We start from the raw sequence: 18,487 nt of genomic DNA on the forward strand, positions 1-18,487 counted from the left end.
AACAGGCGAGGCGCGCGACGTAGTGCCGAAGACGGGAGTTGATGACCAAGATGCGGATGAGACGGGCGCGCCAGGGAGCGCGGCAAGGAGCGTGCGGGGCATGAGAACCGAGGACGCCAGCGCCCGCTACGTCGACCTCGACGCCTGGCCCGGGCTCGACATCCTCCAGGCGCTCTGGGAGGGCCAGCTCGCGGCGGTCGCGGCAGTGGGGCCAGCCCTGCCGGCGATCGATGCGGCCGCGCGGGCCGCCGAGCCGGGCCTGCGGGAGGGCGGACGGCTGATCTATGTCGGGGCCGGCACCTCCGCCCGGATCGGCGTGCAGGACGGGGCGGAATTGCCGCCGACCTTCGACTGGCCGGAGGCGCAGCTCGGCTTCGCCATCGCCGGCGGGGAGGGCGCCCTGCTGCGCGCCGTGGAGGATGCGGAGGATTCCGGCGCCGATGGCGCCGCCTGGATCGCCCATGCCGGGATCGGCCCCCGCGACGTGGTGGTGGGGCTGGCCGCCAGCGGCTCGACGCCCTTCACCGTCGAGGCACTGAAGGTCGCCCGCACCCGCGGCGCCGTCACCGTCGGCATCAGCAACAACCCCGAGGCGCCGATCCTGCGCGAGGCCGCCCACGGCATCCTCGCCGCCACGGGGGCCGAGGTGCTGGCCGGCTCCACCCGGATGAAGGCGGGCACGGCGCAGAAGGTGATCCTGAACCTGTTCTCGACCTTGGTGATGATCCGGCTCGGCCGGGTCTATCGCGGGCGGATGGTGGCGATGCGGGCGACCAACCGGAAACTGCGCGCCCGCGGCGTCGCCATGGTCTCCGAACTTGCCCGCTGCCCGGCGGAGGCCGCCGCCGACGCCCTGGGGCGGGCCGAGGGCGACATCAAGCGCGCGGTGCTGATCGCGGGGGGCCTGAGCCCGGCGCGGGCGGCGGACCTGCTCCTGCGCCACGACGGCAACCTGCGCCGCGCGCTTCGTGAGGCGGGACAATCATGAGCACGACGACCTTCATGGCGCGGGAGATCGCCGAGATCCCCGCAGCCGCCGAAGCGGTGCTGGCGGCGGGTGAGGCGGCTCGGATCGGCGCGACGCTGAGCGCCAGGAGCTTCCCCTTCGTGGTCGTGTGCGGGCGGGGCAGCTCGGGCCATGCCGGTGTGCATCTGCGCTACCTGATCGAGACCCGGCTCGGCCTGCCGGTCTCGGCCGCCGCGCCCTCGGTGGTGACGGGCTATGACCGTCCACCGAAGGTTGCGGGCGCGCTCTTCATCGTGATCTCGCAATCGGGCCGCTCGCCCGATCTCGTCGCGGCGACGGAAGCCGCGCGGGCCGGCGGCGCGCTGACGCTTGCCCTCGTCAACGATCCCGACTCCCCGGCCGCGCGGGCGAGCGACCTCGTCCTGCCGATCCTCGCCGGGGCGGAGCAGGCGGTCGCCGCCACCAAGACGGTGACGAACTCAGGGATCGTGGGCGCCGCCCTGGTGGCCGCCTGGGCCGGCGACCGGGCGCTGGAACAGGGCCTATCCGCCCTGCCGGAGCGGCTGAGACAGGCGCTCGCCCTCGACTGGTCCACCTGGAGCGCCGACCTCGCTGCCGCACCGGCGGCCTTCGTCACCGGGCGCGGCCATGGGCTCGGACCCTTGCGCGAGATCGCGCTCAAGCTCGCCGAGACCCTACGTCTGCCCGCGCTCGGCTACTCGGCGGCGGAGCTGCGTCACGGCCCGCGCGCCTCCGTCTCCGCCGCGACGCCGGTCCTGGCCCTGCGCCAGGCCGATCCGCTGGCCGAAGGCGTGGACGATCTCGTGCGCGATCTCACCCGGGACGGCCTGCGGGTCCATGCCTGCGGTGGCCCCCTCGGCACGCTCCCCTGGCTCGGCGACGGCCATCCGGCCTGCGATCCCATCGCCATGCTGGTGCCGGCCTACCGCGCCATCGAGGCGGAGGCCCGCCGCCGCGGCCTCGACCCGGACAAGCCGACCGGCCTCACCAAGGTCACGGAGACGCTGTGATGAAGGGTCCGGATTTCGAAAAGGCGAGCCTTTTCGCGGGTCCAGGGCGGAGCCCTGGAAGAATGCCGGGGCGCTGCCCCGGCACCCCGCCAAAGGGATGATCCCTTTGGGATCACCATGTAATCAGGCGATCTGCTCAGACCGCGTCTTCGATGGCGAGCGGATGCTGCGCGGTCGCGTCGTCGTGCTGAGCGGCGGGCGGATCGCCGACGTCGCCGCCGAACCGCCCGCGGGCGTGCCCCTCGTCCGGCTGCCGGCAGGCGCGGTGCTGGCGCCGGGCTTCATCGACCTTCAGGTCAATGGCGGCGGCGGGGTGCTGCTCAACGACGATTCCAGCATCGCCGGCATCGCGCGGATCGCGGCGGCGCACCGGCGCGGCGGCACCACCGCCCTGCTGCCGACCCTCATCACCGACACGCGGCCCGCGATCCGGGCTGCCATCGAGGGCGTCGCAGCGGCAATCGGTGCGGGCGTTCCCGGCATCCTCGGCATCCACCTCGAAGGGCCGTTCCTGAGCCCCCAGCGGATCGGCATCCACGACCCATCCCGGCTCGCGGCATTCGGACCTGGCGACGCCGATCTCCTGACCGGCCTGGGCGAGCGCGGCATCACCCTGGTGACGCTGGCCCCCGAGCGGGTTCCGGCCGGCGCGGTGGCCGCCCTCGTCGCCCGCGGCGCCCGGGTCTGCGCCGGGCACACGGCGGATGCGGGGCTGACGATCCGGGCAGCGCTGGCGGAGGGGCTCACCGGCTTCACCCACCTGTTCAACGCCATGTCGCAGATCGGCCCGCGCGAGACCGGCGCGGTCGGGGTCGCCTTCGCGGAGCCGGGGACTTTCGCCGGGATCATCGCCGACGGCCACCATGTCGGCGACGACCAGCTCCGGCTGGCGCTGCGTCTCAAGGGGCGCGACCGGCTGATGCTGGTGAGCGATGCCATGCCGCCGGTCGGCGATACCCGCGCGGACGCATCCTTCACCCTGTTCGGTCGCCGCATCGTCCGAACCGGCGACCGCCTCACCGGCGAGGACGGCACCCTGGCGGGTGCGGCGATCACCATGGCGGAGGCCGTGCGCCACATGAGCACGCGCGGCGGCGCCTCCCTTGAGGAGGCCCTGGCCATGGCCTCGCCGACCCCGGCCCGCTTCCTCGGACTCGACACCCGGCTCGGGCGAATCGCACCCGGCTACGCGGCGGACCTCGTCGCGCTCTCGGCCGACACGGAAGTGCTCGCGACCTGGATCGGCGGGGAACAGGCCCCTTGAGCCGCGGCTCGCTCCCTCACCGAGCCTATCATCAGCCGCGCCGGCTGATGACAGGCGGCGCACGCCGCTACTGAGCCGGGCCTCCGGTCGTCCTCCACGGCCTCCGAGCCTCGTCTCCCGATGTCGCAGGGGCGAACCCTGCGCATCACGGGACGTTGGCGCGGCGCCACTCGACGGGAGCGACCGTGACGGACAGACCCATCGCCGACTACGCCGTGATCGGCGATACCTGCACCACGGCCCTCATCGCCCGCGACGGTTCCCTCGACTGGCTGTGCTGGCCCCGGCACGACGGGCCGGCGGTGTTCCTGGCCCTGCTCGACTGCGAACACGGCGGATCCTGCCGCCTCGTCCTCGACGATCTGTCCGGGACCAGCCGCCGCTACCTGCCCGGCACCAACATTCTCGAGACCACCTTCGTCACCGCCACCGGCCGGGCGGTGCTCACCGATTTCATGTCCCTCCATCCCCTCGAAGCCGTGCCGGAGGAGGGGCCGGACGGCGACGCTCGGGGCCGAGTGGTACGCCGCCTCGCCTGCGTTTCGGGCCGCGTCTCCGGCCACTGGCTCTTACGCCCGACCTTCGACTATGCCCGGGCCTCGACCGAGGCTTCGGCGGAGAGCGAGGCTCGCGTCCGTTTCCGCGGCGGCGGCGACGCGATCCGTGCCGCCTGCGCCGTGCCGCTCGCCCTCCGAGACGATGCCGCGGAAGGCGCCTTCGCGCTGGCTGCCGGCGGACGCGCCGATCTCGTCATCGCCCACGGCGAGGCCGAGGAGGACGGAGCGGCGGAGAGGTTGCCCGGCGCGGTCGACGCCTCGCTCGCCGCGACGCGGGCCTACTGGGAGGAATGGTCGAGCCGCTGCACCTACGAGGGGCCCTACCGCGAGACCGTCCTGCGCAGCGCCCTGACCCTCAAGCTTCTCACGCACGGCCGCTCGGGCGGCATCGTCGCGGCCGCGACCGCGGGGTTGCCCGAGGCGGTGCCGGGCAATCGCAACTACGATTACCGCTACGTCTGGATGCGGGACGCGAGCTTCACCGTCACCGCCTTCGTCAATCTCGGCTACCAACGCGAAGCCGCTGAGTTCCTGCGCTTCCTGCGCGAGGCCGACACGAGCCGGGGCCGCGACCTCCACCTGATGTTCGCCCTCGACGGTGCGGTGCCGCCGGAGCAGACCCTCGGCCACCTGTGCGGCTGGCGCGGCATCGGCCCTGTCAGGATCGGCAATGCAGCGGCGGATCAGGAGCAATATGACATCTACGGCGAGTTCCTGGTGGCGCTCCACGGCTACCTGGAGGCGGTGGAATACGACCCGCCGGTCAAGGTCAACGACCACCTGCCGGAGGCGCTCGGCCATCTCACCGACCACATCTTTCGCGCTCGCCACGCGCCCGACCACGGCCTGTGGGAGATGCGCACGGAGAAGCTCCAGAGCCTCCACACCAAAGCGATGCTCTGGGTCGGCCTCGACCGCGCCGTTCGGATGGCCCGCGCCGATCCGAAGCACCGGCTCGCCGACGCGGCCACGATCGAGAGATGGGAGCGGGCCGCCGCCGAGATCCGAACGGAGTACCACGCGCACGGCTGGAACGCGGCGCGCGGCGCCTACACCATGGCCTACGGGTCGGACGACCTCGACGCGGCGGTGCTGCGCGCCGTGCTGTTCGACGCCTTCGACCCGCACGACCCGCGCGTCGAGAACACCCTGGCACGGGTCGGCGAGGAACTCGGAGCGGGTGACCTCCTCTACCGCTACCGGATCGATGACGGGCTGGAGGGCAAGGAGGCGACCTTCACCGCCTGTGCCTTCTGGCGGGCCGGCTGTCTGGCGCTGGCCGGCCGCAACGATGAGGCGACCGCCCTGTTCGAGCGGCTGCTGGCGCGGGGCAACGACCTCGGTCTGTTCGCCGAAGAGATCGATGCGGAATCGGGCGAGCAACGCGGGAACGTGCCCCAGGGCTTCACCCACATGGCGGTGATCAACCACGCCGTCCGCCTCGCCGCGGCCAGCGACGGCGGGACCCCGACCGACGAGCCGGATTGCCGGGCGGAGCCCGATGCGGTCCCGGCATGATCAGCCAGCCTGATCCGCGCGGCCTGATCCGCGCGGATTGACACAAACCGGACCGATTGTCGGGTTAACTCTCAGCTCGAGAGCGCGGCGATGCGGAGGCGATCCGATGCGAAGCTACAACCTGTTCCGTCGCCGCGGCAGGGAAGCGCTCTTCTGCGCTGTGCCGGAGAGCTGCGCCGTGCCGCGCTTTGTCGGCGGGCGCCGCTGGACCTTCGGCGGGCGCATCGACGGTAGCGCGAGCCCTCCCCCCGGCTTCGACGACCGCGCTGCGGCGACCGCCGTGCGCTTCAACGGCTTCTACCTGTTCCAATGCCTCGACGAGGCTGGGACGAGGCGGTCGGCCGACAGGTCGTGAGCGCGTGCGCAATCTTGTCGAGCATTCCTTAACGGCCGGCGTGCCAGACAGGTCGAGCCGTCGGAGGGGCCGGAGACCGATCATGATCAGCGAGAAGCGCCAGGAGGCTCGCAAGCGGACGTTTCTGAAGGGACGGATTCTCTTCAACAAGGGTGCGTCCACCATGGACTGCCTCATCCGCGACCTGTCGGAGGCGGGTGCCCGCCTGGAGCTGAGCGAGACCAGCACCCTGCCGGAGGTCTTCGACCTCTATATCCAGCAGAAGGATGCGACGCTCCGCTCGACGCTGCGCTGGCGCCGGGACGGAGCCGTGGGCGTCGCCTTCGTGGAGGCGCAGAAGCCCGCAGCCGCCGAGCCCGCTCCGGCGGCCGACCCGTCGATCGCCGTCCTGCTGCGCCGGATCGCCGAGTTGGAAGCCGAGAATGCCGGTCTGCGCTCCGTGATCGCCACCATGGGAACCGGGTCGGCAAGCGGAACGTAGCTCGCCTGAGGCGAGGGAGCGAGCGGACGCCGCGGGACCGGGTCAGCCCTGGTCCAGCGCCGCCCGGATGCGCGCGGCGTGCTCGGCCAGCACGGCGTTGTCGGCCATGCCACCCTCGTGGCGCTTCAGCGGCACGCCGTCGTGGCGCGGCACGAGGTGGAAGTGCAGGTGGAACACCGTCTGCCCACCGGCCGGCTCGTTGTACTGGAACAGCGTCAGCCCGTCTGCGCCAAAGGCCGCCTTCACCGCACGCCCGACCCGCTGCACCGTCCCGATCAGCGCAGCGAGCGTCTGCGGCTCGGCGTCGAGCAGACCGCGCGAGGGCACCTTCGGGATCACCAGGGTATGGCCCTCGCCCTGGGGCATCACGTCCATGAAGGCGAGGCTGTGCTCATCCTCGTAGACCTTGTGGGCGGGAATCTCCCCGCGCAGGATCTTTCCGAAGATGTTGTCCGGATCGTAGGGGGGCATCGCGCGGTTCCTCGCAGAAACGGGCGGTAGGTTGCACGGGCCGCCTCGTCCCAGCAACCTTGCCCGGCATCCTGAACTCGACCGCTCCGGCGGCGTTGACGACCCCGTGACGGCGGCACGCGATGGAAGCCTGCGCCGCAGGGAGCGGACCATGGCCGAGAGCACGAGTGCGATCTACACGGCAGCAGGCGCCAACCTCGCCATCGCGGCAGCGAAGTTTGTCGGCGCCTTCCTCACCGGATCGACGGCGATGCTGGCCGAGGGCGCGCACTCGCTGGTGGACACCGCCAACCAGCTCCTCCTGCTGGTCGGCCTGAAGCGGGCGAAGAAACCGTCGGATGCCAAGCATCCCTTCGGCTACGGACGCGAGGTGTATTTCTACGCCTTCATCGTCGCCCTGTTCATCTTTCTCGGCGGCGGCATCTTCGCGATCTACGAGGGCGCCCACAAGATCGAGCATCCCGAGCCCATCACCGACTCGACCGTGTTTGGCCTCCACCTGCCCGGCTTCTGGGTCAACGTCTCGATCCTCGGCTTCGCGATCCTGGCGGAGGGTTATTCCTGCCTCGTGGCGCTCAAGGCGTTCTGGGCCGAGAAAGGCCGGCGCAGCGCCATCACCGCGATCCAGCGAAGCAAGGACCCGGCGCTCTTTACGATCCTTGTGGAAGATGTCGCCGCGCTGATCGGCCTCGTCATCGCCCTGTCCGGCGTGGTGCTTGCTCACGTCCTCGACAAGCCGGCGCTCGACGGCTGGGCCTCGATCGGCATCGGCCTCGTGCTGATCGGGATGTCGATCTTTCTGATGATCGAGACACACGGTCTGCTGATCGGCGAGGCCGCCGACCCGGAGGTGGTGCGCACGATCCAGGCGGCGGTGCGGGAGGAGGGCGCCGTGCAGCACGTCAACGAGGTGCTGACCCAGCATCTCGGCCCGTCCGACATCTTGGTGAACCTGAGCCTCGACTTCGCCGACGACATGCCCGCGGGCGAGGTCGAGCGGACTGTGGCGCGGCTGGAGCAGCGCATCAAGGCGCAGAGCCGCAACGTCACCCGCGTCTTCATCGAAATCCAGGCAAGGAAGGCGTACGCCGCGGGGCATGCGCCGACCGACGCGCCTACCGGCCCTGAGGCAGCCCCGCCCGGATCGGCCGTGCCGGCGTGAGGAACTACCGCTTCACCCCCTCACGGGCGAGCAGAGCCGTCTTGCGCGCCGTGCCCCAGCGGTAGCCCGAGAGCGCCCCGTCCGATCGCACCACCCGATGGCAGGGAATCGCCACGGCCAGCGCGTTGGCACCGCAGGCCATGGCCACAGCCCGCACCGCTGCCGGCTCGCCGATGGCGCGGGCGATCTCGGCATAGGTGGCGGTGGTGCCGGCCGGGATGCGACGCAGGGCCTGCCACACCCGCTGCTGGAAGGCGGTACCGCCGATGTCGAGCGGCAACTCGAAGGCGCCCCCCGGTGCCGCGACGAGGCGCACGACGTCGGCCACCGTCGCCGCGAAATCCGCATCGCCCTCCGTGAGGTCCGCCTTGGGAAAGCGCGCCGCCAGATCGCTTCGAAGCGCGTCGGCATCGTCTCCGAGGAGGATTGCACAGATGCCGCGCTCCGTGGCCGCCACCAGGACGAGCCCCAGGGCGCAGGGGCCGGTTGCGAACGCGATCCGCTCGCCCGCGCCGCCCTTGCGATAGGCCGACGGGCTCATGCCGAGCCGCTCCGCACCGTCCGCGTAGAACCGGCTCGGCGCACCGTACCCCGCCGCGTAAATGCTCTCGGTTACGCTTTTCCCCTCCGCGAGGCTGTCGGCGGCGCGGGCCGCGCGGTGAGCCTGCGCATAGGCCGCCGGTGTCACCCCGGTCACGGCCTTGAAGATCCGGTGGAAGTGGAACGGGCTCAAGCCCGACGCACGGGCGAGGGCGTCGAGGGAAGGCGGCGTCTCCGCCGCCTCGATCAGCCGGCAGGCGCGGGTGATCGTTTGCGCCTGCCGCTCGGACAAGGCGGGCGCGTCCGGCCGGCAGCGACGGCAGGGTCGGAAGCCGGCGGCTTCCGCTTCAGCCGGACCGGCATGGAAGGAGAGGTTTTCCGGGCGCGCCGCCCGCGACGGGCAGCCCGGCCGGCAATAGACGCCCGTGGAGCGCACCGCGTAGACGAAGCACCCGTCGAAGCCGGCATCGCGCGCGGCGACCGCGGCGCGCATCTCGGCCTCGGTGAGCGGCGCCTCATGAGGCGGAACGATTTCGGGTTCGGCGAGCATGGGCTCCTCCGGGAGAAGGGGGATGCCTTGATCCTGACGGATCAGCGTGGGGGGCGCATCCCGTCCCTTGCGGTCAAATCCCGATGCCGTCGCAAGTGCCCTCTCTCCGCACGCGGGGAGAGAGGGATAGTAGTTTTCACGCCGCCGCGCGCCGCTCCACCATCCGCGCCAAGTAGGCCGCGCCGAGCGGGATCAGGCTGTCGTCGAAGTCGAAGCTCGCATTGTGCAGGCCCGGCCCCGGCGTGGCGCCGAGCCAAGCATAGGCGCCGGGCACCGCCGCGACCATGTCGGCGAAGTCCTCGCTGCCCATGCGCGGCACGGTGTTGGCCTCGACCTTGTCAGGCCCGAACAGCTCCGTGGCGATCTCGGCGGCGGCCGCGGCCTGCGCGGGATGATTGTCGAGCACGGAAAAGACGTCGCGCAGATCCACCTCGATGGTGGCGCCGTAGGCCGCGGCGAAGCCCGCCGCCAATTCGCGGATGCGGGTCGCGATCAGCTTGCGCAGCTCCGCATCGAAGGTGCGCACGGTGCCGGCGAGATGCGCGCCCTCGGGGATGACGTTGTAGGCCGCGCCCGCATGGATCTGCGTGATCGAGACCACCGCGGATTTGAGCGGGTTGCTGTTGCGGCTGACGATCGACTGCATCGCTTGGGCGAGGCCCGTAGCGACCACGATCGGGTCGATGCCCTGGTGCGGCATCGCCGCGTGCGCGCCGCGGCCGGTGATGCGGATATCGAAGAAATCGGCCGCCGCCATGATCGGGCCGGGCCGCACCTGGAGCACGCCGTGGGGGCCGTGCGGCGCGTTGTGGATCGCGTAGATCTCATCGACCGGGAATTTTTCGAAGAGACCGTCGGCGATCATGGCGCGGGCGCCGCCCAGTCCCTCCTCCGCCGGCTGGAACACGAACACGGCGGTCCCATCGAAATCCCGCGTCTCGGCGAGGTAGCGGGCAGCGCCGATGAGCATGGTGGTGTGCCCATCATGCCCGCAAGCATGCATCCTTCCCGGCACGGTGGAGCGGTAGGGGAGGTTGGTCTCTTCCGTGATCGGCAGGGCGTCCATTTCGGCGCGTAACCCGATCCGGCGGGAGCCCGGCCGCCCCTGCAGCACGCCGACCACGCCGGTCTTGCCGAGACCCCGATGGACCTCGATGCCGAATTTTTCCAGCTGCTCGGCAACGATGCCCGAGGTGCGGACCTCCTCGAAGCCGATCTCGGGATGGGCGTGGAGATCCCGCCGCAGGGCGGTCAACTCGTCGGCGTAGGTGCGGATGCGGTCGATCGTATTCATTCGCTGGCGTCCTCGCAGGTCCGGCGGAAGGGTGACATCGCCGCGTACTCGGCCATGGCCGCGCGCACGTGACCCCGCTCCCGCTGCAGATAATCGGCGACGGCACGGGCCAGCGCCGGGTCGGCGATGTCGTGGGCCGAGTGCATCGGCACCGGGCGGTAGCCGCGGGCGATCTTATGCTCGCCCTGGGCACCGGCCTCGACCCGCTTCAGCCGGCGATGAATCGCGAAGTCGATGGCCTGATAGTAGCAGACCTCGAAATGAAGGAAGGGGTGATCCTCGAGGCAGCCCCAATTGCGGCCGTAGAGCGCCGTATCACCGATGAAGTTGATAGCGCCGGCGATCGGCCGACCCGCATTCTTGGCAATGACGAGCAGGATGCGCTCGGGCATCCGCTCGCCGATCAGCGAGAAGAATCTGCGGTTGAGGTAGGGCCGGCCCCATTTGCGGGCGCTGGTGTCCTGATAGAACGCGTAGAAGGCGTCCCAATCGGCTTCCGAGATGTCGGCGCCGGTCTTGTGCTCGACCGTGATCCCCTGGCTCATGGCCTCCCGCCGCTCGCGCTTGATCGCCTTGCGCTTGCGCGAGGCGAGCGCTTCGAGAAAGTCATCGAAGCCCGCGTAACCCTCGTTCTCCCAGTGGAACTGCTGGTCCATGCGCGGCAGCATTCCGAGCGCCTCCGCCTGCTCGGCCTCCCGCTCGCGCATGAAGGTGACGTGGATCGAGGAGGCCTCCGTCTCGGCCCGCAGGGCCCGCAGCCCCGCGACGATGGCCGCCGCGGCGGTGTCGGGATCCTCGCCGGGCGCGATGAGGAAGCGTGGCCCCGTCACGGGCGTGAAGGGCACGCTCACTTGGAGCTTGGGATAGTAGCTGCCGCCGGCCCGCTCGTAGGCATCGGCCCAGCCGTGGTCGAACACGTACTCGCCCTGGCTGTGGGATTTCAGGTAGCAGGGCGCCGCGCCGACGAGCCGGCCCTCACGCTCGACGCGGACATGCAGCGGCAGCCAGCCGGTGCGGCGGGAGACGCAGCCCGCCTCCTCCAGCGCCGAGAGGAAGGCGTGGGAGGTGAACGGGTTGAAGGTCTCGTCGCCGGCCCCGAGGGTCTCGGCAGAGGTGGCGCAGGCGTCCCACTCGGCCGCGTCGAACCGGGCCATGCCCGGCACGGCGCGCACCTGCAGGACGGGCTCGGGAGCGTTCGCCGTCGCGGGGGTGGTCATGGGCGCCAAGGTAGAGCGCCCGCGCCCGGAAGTGGATACCGGATCGGCACATGCGAGGCGCGACAAAACGGGGTCCGGTGCGGCGGGGGCCGACCGTCGCTGTGACTCGGGCGCCCGCGCCGCTTGATCCGGCATCCGCCGCGCGCCCATATCGGAGACATGTGCGGGCGCTTCTTCATCGGTCAGCCGCCGGAGGTCTACCGCGCCTTCTACGGCTATTCCGAGCAGCCGAATTTTCCAGGCCGTTTCAACGTGGCCCCGACCCAGCCGGTGCCCGTGGTGGTGCGGGAGCAGGGCGAGCGGCATTTCAGGCTGATGCGCTGGGGCCTGTGGCCGGGTTGGCTCAAGGACCCGTCGGACTTTCCCGTCCTGTTCAACGCCCGGATCGAGACGGCCGCCGAGAAGCCGGCCTTTCGCGGGGCGCTGCGCCATCGCCGCTGCGTGTTCCTCGCCGACGGCTTCTACGAGTGGCGTCGCGACGGAGAGGGCAAGAGTGCAACCAAAATGGCCGCGACGAAGACGCCGTTTGCCGTGCGCAGGGCCGACGGCGCGCCGATGGCGCTCGCCGGCCTGTGGGAGCCCTGGATGGGAGCGGACGGCTCGGAGGTCGACACCGCCGCCATCGTCACCTGCTTGGCCAACGGCACCCTCAGCGCGATCCACGAGCGGATGCCGGCGATCCTGGCACCGGAGGCGGTCGGCCCGTGGCTCGACGCGGCGGTGGATGCGCCCGAGGCGGCCCGCCTCTGCCGGCCCTGTCCCGACGCGTGGCTGCGGCTCGATCCCGTCAGCGAGCGCGTCAACAGCGTTCGCAACGACGATGCCGCGCTGCCCGAGCCGGTGACCTCCAATCCGCCCGCGGGCCGGACGGCCCCGGCGAAGACGGAAGCCGTGCAGGGCGAGCTGTTCTGACCCACCGTCCCGCTCAGGCCGCCTCGCCGCTTCCCCCGGCCAACTCCGCCTCGAACCGTTCGGCAGCGTAGTCCTCCAGGTCGAAGCGGTCGTCGGGGACGCGGAACATGAAGCGTTCGGCGATCTCGGTCAGCAGGATGTCGGGTCGAACCCGTTCCACGTAGGACCAATCCACCGAGGTGCTCCAGACGAAGTGCACCTCGGCGAACGTCTCGGCCAGCATGATGGTGAGCATCAGCGGCGCGAAGTGCGAATAGGAATCGCCGAAGAGGACGAGGCGGCGCGGGTCCCGCGCGGCGGCGTTGCCGTAGATCACGTGCGAGCCGACATGGAGCGTGTCCGCGCGGCCCGCCGCCTCCCGCAGCGCCACGATCGGGCTGGCGTAGCGACGCACCGCATCGCGCTGGAGTTCATGGATCCGGGTCCGCTCCGTGCGGGGCGGATCGAAGCGCCCTCCGAGGTCACCGGAGATCTCGGTCTCGCGGAAACCACGCTCGGCCAAATCCGGGCAGGGCTCGGCCCGCAGCGCGCGGCAGATCTCTCTGTAGGCGAGGTGGCAGCCGGCGAAGGTCCAGTGGCTATCGGTGCGATAGAACAGGTCCTCGCCTCCGCGCGCCGCCCGCATCGGCTCGACGAGGTCGATGCAGGTCCGCCGCAGGACGCGCGTCGTGGGCCATTCCCGGAGCCATCCCTTCAGCCGCGAGAACCAGCGGCGGCGCGGCAGGCCGCGGATCAGGCGGCGGGCCGGGGAGAGGCGGGGATCGACCGCGATCCCGTCCAGGACATTGTCGTAGACGCTGAGTTTTTCCGGGACGACGACGTGGTGGTAGGCGATGCCGAGCCCGCGCGCCCGAACGGCGCGGGCGGCGATGCGCTGGCGCCACAGCTCGGTCTGGTGGGCCATGAAGCCCGACGCGTTGAACTGCGCGATGACGTTGTTGCTGCCGGCGACGACGAAGAGCCAGCCGTCCTTGCCGATATGGATGTGATCGGTGGCCGTGTCCGACACGAAAGTCCCGCCCTTCCTCAACCATCCTCGCCGATGCCGAACGCGCGGGCGGGCCGAGGCTCTACAGGCCCCGGCGGCTCCGAGGCAAATGCGGCCGGGCGCGGGGATATACGTCGGACTTGGCCCGCGGCGATATGCTAGCGGTGTTGCGATTCCCTTGAGCGGACGGGTTTCAGGGCGGGATCCGCGAGGAGCAGGCTTGAACGAGACCGGAGCGGACGAGGCCGCGGCGCATGCGCGGCTGATCGAGGACAACCTCGTCCTCACCTGCGAGGCCGAGCGCCTCTACCGCGACGGAGGCTTTGCCGGCGATGCCGCCCTGCTCGACCGGCTGCGGGGACGGGTGAGCCGGCATACCCGAGTGGTCGGCGAGGTCTTTCCCGGCTTTCCCGCCCATGATCCCGAGCCGCCGCGCCTGTTCGGCGGCAGCGCCGCCTTCCGCGAGAAGCAGGGCGCCGCGCTGGCGGCGCCGCGTCCGCCCGGGCCACCCTCGCTCCTGTGCGAGACCCGCGACGTCCGGCTCGCGGGCAACGCCCTGTTCCATGTCGCGGATGGACGGCCGCAGGTGCTGTTCGAGACTTACCGGCCGCAGGAGCGGCACGTCGTGCCCGGCCCCGGCCCCGATTTCCTGCAGGTGGACGAGTCCATCGCGGAGCCGGGCCTTGCCTTCCTTCTCAACTCGGCGGGCTCGTTCAATTACGGCCACTGGCTGATCGACGACCTGCCCCGCCTGCGCGCGCTCGACGGGCTGCGCGCGCACCATCCAGGGGTGCCGGTCACCTTGGTGCTGGTGTCGTACTTCCCGCATATCGACGCCGCGCGGCGACGCTCGATCCAGCTCCTGATGGGCCGCCGAAGCGGCGTCTCGATCCGCTTCCTCGACCGGTACAAGACCTACCACTTCGCCTGCCTGCACCACGCCACGCCGTGCAGCCTGCCGAGCACGGGCAAGTCGCCGCACGCGCTGAGCTTCCTCACCCGGCAGGTGCGCGCGAGAACCCGCTTGCCGCGCGCAGTGTTCGGGATACAGCGGCTCGCCGGGCGGGGCCGTCGCCTGTTCGTGGACCGGCATCCAGGGCGGGGCCGGGGCCTCGCCAACCGCGAGGCGGTGCTCGCCGTGCTGCGCGGCCTCGGCTTCGAGGCTTTCGATCCCGAGCTCACCAGCGTGCGGCAGCAGGCAGTGCGGTTCTCGGCCGCCGAGATCGTGGTCGGCATCGCCGGGGCGGGCATGGCCAACACGGTCTTCTGCCGGCCCGGCACGCCAATCCTTCACCTCGTGCCGGAAGGTTGGGAGGATCCGTTCTATGCCGAGCTCGCCGCGGTCCGCGGCGAGAGCTATCGTGCGGTCTTCGGGCCGCGGGTCCCCCCGGGGTCGGGCTCAGCGGTTCCCCCGGACTGGCCCGCGCACCTGCACGACTTTTCGGTAGAGCCCACCGAACTGATGGCCGCGCTCGCGGCGGCCGATCCGGCCCGGTTCAGCGGCGCCCGGCGCGCGGTGCCTGGTCCGGACGCTCCGTGACGGAGCCGGTCGTCTCGGAAGCGTTCCACTCGATGCCGCCGGGCGCACCCATCACCGTGTGCGGCCGCTGCGGGGCGACGGCGTAGCTCTGCCCGCCGAACGGGGCCGCCGTGTAGCCGAGACTCACCGTCGGCGACGGTGCATCCGTCTGGGCGATTGCACCGCCGGCCATGAGTCCGAGCGCGACGAAGGGGGCAGCAAAGACGGTGGAGCGGGAAAGCCGGGTTGTCATGATCGTTGTTCCTGACAAGAGCCTGTGGTGTGCCAGATGCGTGGCTCCGAAGCCTGCGCGGAGTTCCGCGATCCGTCATGCAGGAAATGGGTCGCCATGCTGCGTCGCAACGTGCGGCGACGCACTGTGTTGTGCGTCGCGGTGTCCGGGAAGCGTCCGGAAAGGGAGTCCGGGGTTTTGGGACATTTTGTTTTGCATCGTCTTTTTCCGAAAGCCGGTGGCCACCTTTCGGGACGATGCTCTAACGCGGGCGCCGCAGTGTCCTTCCCGCCGGCTTGCGCGCCTCCTTGCGGAACACCCCAACCAGTTCGACATGGGCCGACCACGCGAACTGATCGACCGGCGTGACCCGCTCCAGCCGGTAGCCGCCGGCGATCAGGGTCGCGGCATCGCGGGCGAAGGTGCCGGGGTCGCAGGCGACACCGACCACGAGGGGCACCTTCGATTCCGCGATCCGGCGTACCTGCGCCTCGGCCCCGGCGCGGGGCGGGTCGAACACCACGGCGTCGAGCGCGTCGAGTTCCGGCCCGAGCAGGGGGCGGCGGAACAGGTCGCGGGCCTCCGCCGTGATCCGGGCAAAGCCGGCCCCGGCCCGGTAGGCGCGGGTGAGGGCGGTGATCGCCGCGGCCTCGCCCTCGGCGGCGTGGACCTCGCGCCCCCCCGCAGCGAGCGTTAGGGCGAAGGGACCGCTGCCGCAGAACAGGTCGCCGACGCGCCGCACCTTGGCCTTGCCCTCGTCCATGGCCTCCAGCACCAGGGCGGTCAGGGTCGCCTCGCCGGCCTGCGTCGCCTGGAGGAAGCTGCCGGGTGGGGGCACGCGCCGGGCCGGGCCCTCGCCGACAGCCGGCGAGCGGCGCTCGACCACCACGTCGCCGTGGATCGACAGACGGGCGAGGTCGAGTTCGCCGGCAAGCCGGGTGAGGACGCCGCGGACGCCCTCGCTCACCTGCCCGTGGCCGCGGATGTCCATGTCGAGGCCGGTCGCGGTGGCGGTGGCGGCGATGTCGAGCGGCTTGCGGCCGTGCCCGAGCGGGGCAGCCAGCGCCTCTGCGACGGCCGGCGCCCGGTGCAGGCCCGGAACGGTGATCGGGCAATGGTCGATCGGCACCAGCGCATGGCTGCGCGCGGCCATCAGCCCGGCCCGCGCCCGGCCCTCGATCTCGCGCACATGCAGGGTGATCCGCCGCCGGCCCTCTCCCTGCGCGTCGAGGAGCGGCATCAGCGTGGTCGCGATGCGGGCCTGCCCCAGCGCCCCGGCAACGATGCCGCGCTTCCACTCCGCGTAAGGGGCGGGGGCGAGGTGCTGCACGGCGCAGCCGCCGCAGGCCGAGAAATACGGGCAGAACGGCGCGATCCGCTCCGGCGACGCCTCCTCCACGGCGATCAGCGTACTGACGCGGTCGCCGCGATGCACCCGCACGCGCTCGCCGGGCAGGGCGCCGGGCACCGGCAGCCCGCCCTCGGTAAGCCCGTCGCCGCGGGCGCCGAGCCGGGCGATGGTCAGGGTCTCTTCGACCGGATTGTGTTCGGCAGCGTCGGACATGGGATCAATCATGAGAGGAACGCCTCGCGGCGACCAGAAACTCGCGGTTGCCGTCACCGCCCTCGATCGGGGAGGGGATCGGTCCCGACACGGTGAATCCGAGGCCGACGAGCACGGCGCGCACGCCCTCGCAGACCTCGGCGTGAACCTCTGCATCGCGCACGATGCCGCCGCGTCCGACCCGCTCGCGGCCGGCCTCGAATTGCGGCTTGATCAGCGCGGCGATGGCCGCGTCCTCGGCGAGCTGCGCCGCGACCGCCGGAAGGACCAGCCGCAGGCCGATGAAGCTCACGTCAATGGTGGCGAGACCCGGCGCGGGCCGGATCGTGCCGGGAGAGAGGGCGCGGATGTCGGTGCCCTCCAGGCTGGTGACCCGTGGGTCGGCGCGCAAGGACGCGTCGAGCTGGTCGCGGCCGACATCGACAGCGTGGATATGGGCGGCACCGCGCCGCAGCAGCACGTCGGTGAAGCCGCCGGTCGAGGCGCCGACATCGAGGCAAGTCAGGCCCGCGGGATCGAGCCCGAAGGCGTCGAGCGCCGCGGCGAGCTTGAGGCCGCCGCGGGAGACGTAGGGATGGGGGGCTGAGGCCTCGATCCGCGCGCCCCCGCCGATAGGATCCGAAGGGCGCGTGACGAGGCAGCCGTCGGCGCGGACAAGGCCGGCCTCGATCGCCGCCCGCGCCTGCGCACGGCTGCGAAAATGCCCGCGCTCGACCAGGAAACGGTCGGCCCGCAGCCGCTCGCCCGTCATGGGGTCTCCCTTCCGAAAACCGCCCAGCTTCAGCCGAGACCGCCGTCTTTCCCCAAAAGCCGACAACTGCTTTTCGGGACGACGCTCAAGTGATCGAGACGGATCAGTCCGTCCCCTGTCGAAACGTGCCGCGTCGCGTTACCTACAGCATCGCCTGAGACGGCGCGTGCCGGCGTGTTCGAACAGAGCGATGCGACATCCACCGGCCGCGGTAGCCCGGATTCCGCACCGCCTCAAGCGGCGGCACGGTGCCGGACGGGACCGCCGGGGAGCAACGGAGTGAGTCAGTTCATGAGAGGTGCCATCATGCGAGGGGCCACGACGCCTGCCATTCGATGCATTCCCAAGACCGTCTCCTTGGCCGTCCCCTTGGCCGCGGCCCTGCTCGCGGGCCTCGCCGGGTCTGCCTTCGCGCAAGAAGCCAAGGAGGCCCCGAAGGAGCCGACACCCGCCAAGACGGAGGCTGCTGGCGCGCCGCAGACCTACGAGAGCGGGATCACCAACGGTAAGGGTGAGACCATCGGCAAGATCATGATCCGCGACGGGGCGAACTCCCTCGTGATGCGGGTGACGATCGGGGCCGGCGGCCTGCCTCCGGGCTGGCACGGAATCCATTTCCACGCCGTCGGCGATTGCTCGGATACCGAAAAGTTCGAGAAGTCGAAGGCGCACGTGAACCACGACCAGAGCAAGCACGGCCTGCTCAACCCCGACGGTCCGGACGAGGGCGATCTGCCCAATGTCTACGTCAACGCCGACGGCTCGGTGAACGCGGAAGTCTCGAGCGAGACCCCGCTGACCGGCGAGGGGGGCCTGCGCGACGGCGACGGCTCGGCGCTGATCATCCACGCCAACGAGGACGACCACACGAGCCAGCCCATCGGCGGGGCGGGGCAGCGGATCGGCTGCGCGGTGATCAAGTAGATCGCGACCGTTCACCCTCCCCCTTTGCGGGGGAGGGCTCCGTGCGCGGCTACCGCTTCAGGTTCACGACGCTGCCCTCGTGCTGCATCGCCTTCTCCGGCAGGGCGGCGCGGACGGCTTTGAGGATGCCCTCGGCATCGAGACCGGCCTCGGCGTACATCTTCTCCGGCTTGTCGTGATCCTGGTACAG

18 protein-coding genes are annotated in these 18,487 nt (G+C 71.1%); 10 read left to right on the forward strand and 8 right to left on the reverse strand.

Annotation, left to right across the window (positions count from 1 at the left end; genetic code table 11):
• Nucleotides 1-100: 100 nt before the first annotated feature.
• The 6 genes from FHU13_RS25890 (at nucleotide 101) to FHU13_RS25915 (ending at nucleotide 6,173) form a co-directional block, all read left to right on the forward strand.
• A complete protein-coding gene (locus FHU13_RS25890) occupies nucleotides 101-988 on the forward strand; it encodes an N-acetylmuramic acid 6-phosphate etherase (RefSeq protein ID WP_183438698.1) in 888 nt (295 codons plus the stop codon).
• Complete coding sequence (locus tag FHU13_RS25895) at nucleotides 985-1,998, forward strand: SIS domain-containing protein (RefSeq protein WP_183438699.1); 1,014 nt, start codon at nucleotides 985-987, stop codon at nucleotides 1,996-1,998. Before FHU13_RS25890 ends, FHU13_RS25895 begins: the two co-directional genes overlap by 4 nt.
• A 97-nt stretch (nucleotides 1,999-2,095) precedes the next feature.
• Nucleotides 2,096-3,262: an N-acetylglucosamine-6-phosphate deacetylase gene (gene nagA, locus FHU13_RS25900; RefSeq protein ID WP_183438700.1), complete on the forward strand. Its 1,167-nt coding sequence runs from the start codon at nucleotides 2,096-2,098 to the stop codon at nucleotides 3,260-3,262.
• A 185-nt stretch (nucleotides 3,263-3,447) separates the two neighbouring features.
• Complete coding sequence (locus FHU13_RS25905) at nucleotides 3,448-5,337, forward strand: glycoside hydrolase family 15 protein (protein WP_183438701.1); 1,890 nt, start codon at nucleotides 3,448-3,450, stop codon at nucleotides 5,335-5,337.
• 106 nt (nucleotides 5,338-5,443) lie between these two features.
• A complete protein-coding gene (locus FHU13_RS25910) occupies nucleotides 5,444-5,692 on the forward strand; it encodes a hypothetical protein (protein WP_183438702.1) in 249 nt (82 codons plus the stop codon).
• A gap of 82 nt (nucleotides 5,693-5,774) precedes the next feature.
• Nucleotides 5,775-6,173, forward strand: coding sequence for a PilZ domain-containing protein (locus FHU13_RS25915; protein WP_183438703.1), 399 nt, complete (start codon nucleotides 5,775-5,777; stop codon nucleotides 6,171-6,173).
• A 42-nt stretch (nucleotides 6,174-6,215) separates the two neighbouring features.
• Here FHU13_RS25915 and FHU13_RS25920 read toward each other — a convergent pair whose 3' ends face one another.
• On the reverse strand, nucleotides 6,216-6,644 hold the full coding sequence (locus FHU13_RS25920; RefSeq protein WP_183438704.1) for an HIT family protein: 429 nt from the start codon (nucleotides 6,642-6,644) through the stop codon (nucleotides 6,216-6,218).
• 151 nt (nucleotides 6,645-6,795) lie between these two features.
• Between FHU13_RS25920 and FHU13_RS25925 the strand changes: the two genes are divergently transcribed.
• A complete protein-coding gene (locus tag FHU13_RS25925; protein ID WP_183438705.1) occupies nucleotides 6,796-7,806 on the forward strand; it encodes a cation diffusion facilitator family transporter in 1,011 nt (336 codons plus the stop codon).
• A gap of 4 nt (nucleotides 7,807-7,810) precedes the next feature.
• Here the strand turns inward: FHU13_RS25925 and ada are convergent, their stop codons facing one another.
• From ada to FHU13_RS25940, 3 genes are all read right to left on the reverse strand, one after another.
• Entirely contained in the window at nucleotides 7,811-8,896 is a 1,086-nt protein-coding gene (ada, locus tag FHU13_RS25930; protein ID WP_183438706.1) for a bifunctional DNA-binding transcriptional regulator/O6-methylguanine-DNA methyltransferase Ada, read from the reverse strand.
• 136 nt (nucleotides 8,897-9,032) lie between these two features.
• Nucleotides 9,033-10,190: a M20 aminoacylase family protein gene (locus FHU13_RS25935; RefSeq protein ID WP_183438707.1), complete on the reverse strand. Its 1,158-nt coding sequence runs from the start codon at nucleotides 10,188-10,190 to the stop codon at nucleotides 9,033-9,035.
• A complete protein-coding gene (locus FHU13_RS25940; RefSeq protein WP_183438708.1) occupies nucleotides 10,187-11,407 on the reverse strand; it encodes a GNAT family N-acetyltransferase in 1,221 nt (406 codons plus the stop codon). The genes FHU13_RS25935 and FHU13_RS25940 overlap by 4 nt, the downstream gene beginning before the upstream one ends.
• 159 nt (nucleotides 11,408-11,566) lie before the next feature.
• Here FHU13_RS25940 and FHU13_RS25945 point away from each other — a divergent pair, with 159 nt between their 5' ends.
• Nucleotides 11,567-12,319 carry an SOS response-associated peptidase gene (locus tag FHU13_RS25945; protein ID WP_183438718.1) on the forward strand — a complete coding sequence of 251 codons (753 nt, stop codon included), beginning with the start codon at nucleotides 11,567-11,569 and terminating at the stop codon, nucleotides 12,317-12,319.
• A 13-nt stretch (nucleotides 12,320-12,332) separates the two neighbouring features.
• On the opposite strand, the gene FHU13_RS25950 is transcribed toward FHU13_RS25945, so the two are convergent.
• The gene (locus FHU13_RS25950) at nucleotides 12,333-13,328 is read right to left on the reverse strand and encodes an alginate O-acetyltransferase AlgX-related protein (RefSeq protein WP_183438709.1); all 996 of its coding nucleotides are present in this window, start codon (nucleotides 13,326-13,328) and stop codon (nucleotides 12,333-12,335) included.
• Nucleotides 13,329-13,527: 199 nt separating this feature from the next.
• On the opposite strand from FHU13_RS25950, the gene FHU13_RS25955 reads away from it, so the two are divergent.
• Nucleotides 13,528-14,847, forward strand: coding sequence for a DUF563 domain-containing protein (locus tag FHU13_RS25955; protein ID WP_183438710.1), 1,320 nt, complete (start codon nucleotides 13,528-13,530; stop codon nucleotides 14,845-14,847).
• Here FHU13_RS25955 and FHU13_RS25960 read toward each other — a convergent pair.
• From FHU13_RS25960 to FHU13_RS25970, 3 genes are all read right to left on the reverse strand, one after another.
• Nucleotides 14,804-15,079 (reverse strand): hypothetical protein, encoded by a 276-nt coding sequence (locus FHU13_RS25960; RefSeq protein ID WP_183438711.1) that lies wholly within the window; start codon nucleotides 15,077-15,079, stop codon nucleotides 14,804-14,806. The genes FHU13_RS25955 and FHU13_RS25960 overlap by 44 nt on opposite strands.
• Before the next feature lie 241 nt (nucleotides 15,080-15,320).
• Nucleotides 15,321-16,634 carry a class I SAM-dependent RNA methyltransferase gene (locus FHU13_RS25965; RefSeq protein WP_183438712.1) on the reverse strand — a complete coding sequence of 438 codons (1,314 nt, stop codon included), beginning with the start codon at nucleotides 16,632-16,634 and terminating at the stop codon, nucleotides 15,321-15,323.
• Nucleotides 16,627-17,373, reverse strand: a complete 747-nt coding sequence (locus tag FHU13_RS25970; protein ID WP_183438713.1) for a TlyA family RNA methyltransferase — start codon at nucleotides 17,371-17,373, stop codon at nucleotides 16,627-16,629. Before FHU13_RS25970 ends, FHU13_RS25965 begins: the two co-directional genes overlap by 8 nt.
• Nucleotides 17,374-17,679: 306 nt before the next feature.
• Here FHU13_RS25970 and FHU13_RS25975 point away from each other — a divergent pair, with 306 nt between their 5' ends.
• Nucleotides 17,680-18,297, forward strand: a complete 618-nt coding sequence (locus FHU13_RS25975) for a superoxide dismutase family protein (protein WP_183438719.1) — start codon at nucleotides 17,680-17,682, stop codon at nucleotides 18,295-18,297.
• Nucleotides 18,298-18,487 lie beyond the last annotated feature (190 nt).

The sequence above is a fragment of the Methylobacterium sp. R2-1 genome (assembly GCF_014191355.1).
Taxonomy (GTDB): domain Bacteria; phylum Pseudomonadota; class Alphaproteobacteria; order Rhizobiales; family Beijerinckiaceae; genus Methylobacterium.

Excerpts from the sequence above, each read along its gene's own strand:
- FHU13_RS25890 (WP_183438698.1), top strand. The coding sequence starts at position 101 with ATGAGAACCGAGGACGCCAGCGCCCGCTACGTCGACCTCGACGCCTGG.
- FHU13_RS25895 (WP_183438699.1), top strand. The coding sequence starts at position 985 with ATGAGCACGACGACCTTCATGGCGCGGGAGATCGCCGAGATCCCCGCA.
- nagA (WP_183438700.1), top strand. The coding sequence starts at position 2,096 with ATGATCCCTTTGGGATCACCATGTAATCAGGCGATCTGCTCAGACCGC.
- FHU13_RS25910 (WP_183438702.1), top strand. The coding sequence starts at position 5,444 with ATGCGAAGCTACAACCTGTTCCGTCGCCGCGGCAGGGAAGCGCTCTTC.
- FHU13_RS25915 (WP_183438703.1), top strand. The coding sequence starts at position 5,775 with ATGATCAGCGAGAAGCGCCAGGAGGCTCGCAAGCGGACGTTTCTGAAG.
- FHU13_RS25920 (WP_183438704.1), bottom strand. The coding sequence starts at position 6,644 with ATGCCCCCCTACGATCCGGACAACATCTTCGGAAAGATCCTGCGCGGG.
- FHU13_RS25925 (WP_183438705.1), top strand. The coding sequence starts at position 6,796 with ATGGCCGAGAGCACGAGTGCGATCTACACGGCAGCAGGCGCCAACCTC.
- ada (WP_183438706.1), bottom strand. The coding sequence starts at position 8,896 with ATGCTCGCCGAACCCGAAATCGTTCCGCCTCATGAGGCGCCGCTCACC.
- FHU13_RS25935 (WP_183438707.1), bottom strand. The coding sequence starts at position 10,190 with ATGAATACGATCGACCGCATCCGCACCTACGCCGACGAGTTGACCGCC.
- FHU13_RS25940 (WP_183438708.1), bottom strand. The coding sequence starts at position 11,407 with ATGACCACCCCCGCGACGGCGAACGCTCCCGAGCCCGTCCTGCAGGTG.
- FHU13_RS25945 (WP_183438718.1), top strand. The coding sequence starts at position 11,567 with ATGTGCGGGCGCTTCTTCATCGGTCAGCCGCCGGAGGTCTACCGCGCC.
- FHU13_RS25960 (WP_183438711.1), bottom strand. The coding sequence starts at position 15,079 with ATGACAACCCGGCTTTCCCGCTCCACCGTCTTTGCTGCCCCCTTCGTC.
- FHU13_RS25965 (WP_183438712.1), bottom strand. The coding sequence starts at position 16,634 with ATGATTGATCCCATGTCCGACGCTGCCGAACACAATCCGGTCGAAGAG.
- FHU13_RS25970 (WP_183438713.1), bottom strand. The coding sequence starts at position 17,373 with ATGACGGGCGAGCGGCTGCGGGCCGACCGTTTCCTGGTCGAGCGCGGG.
- FHU13_RS25975 (WP_183438719.1), top strand. The coding sequence starts at position 17,680 with ATGCGAGGGGCCACGACGCCTGCCATTCGATGCATTCCCAAGACCGTC.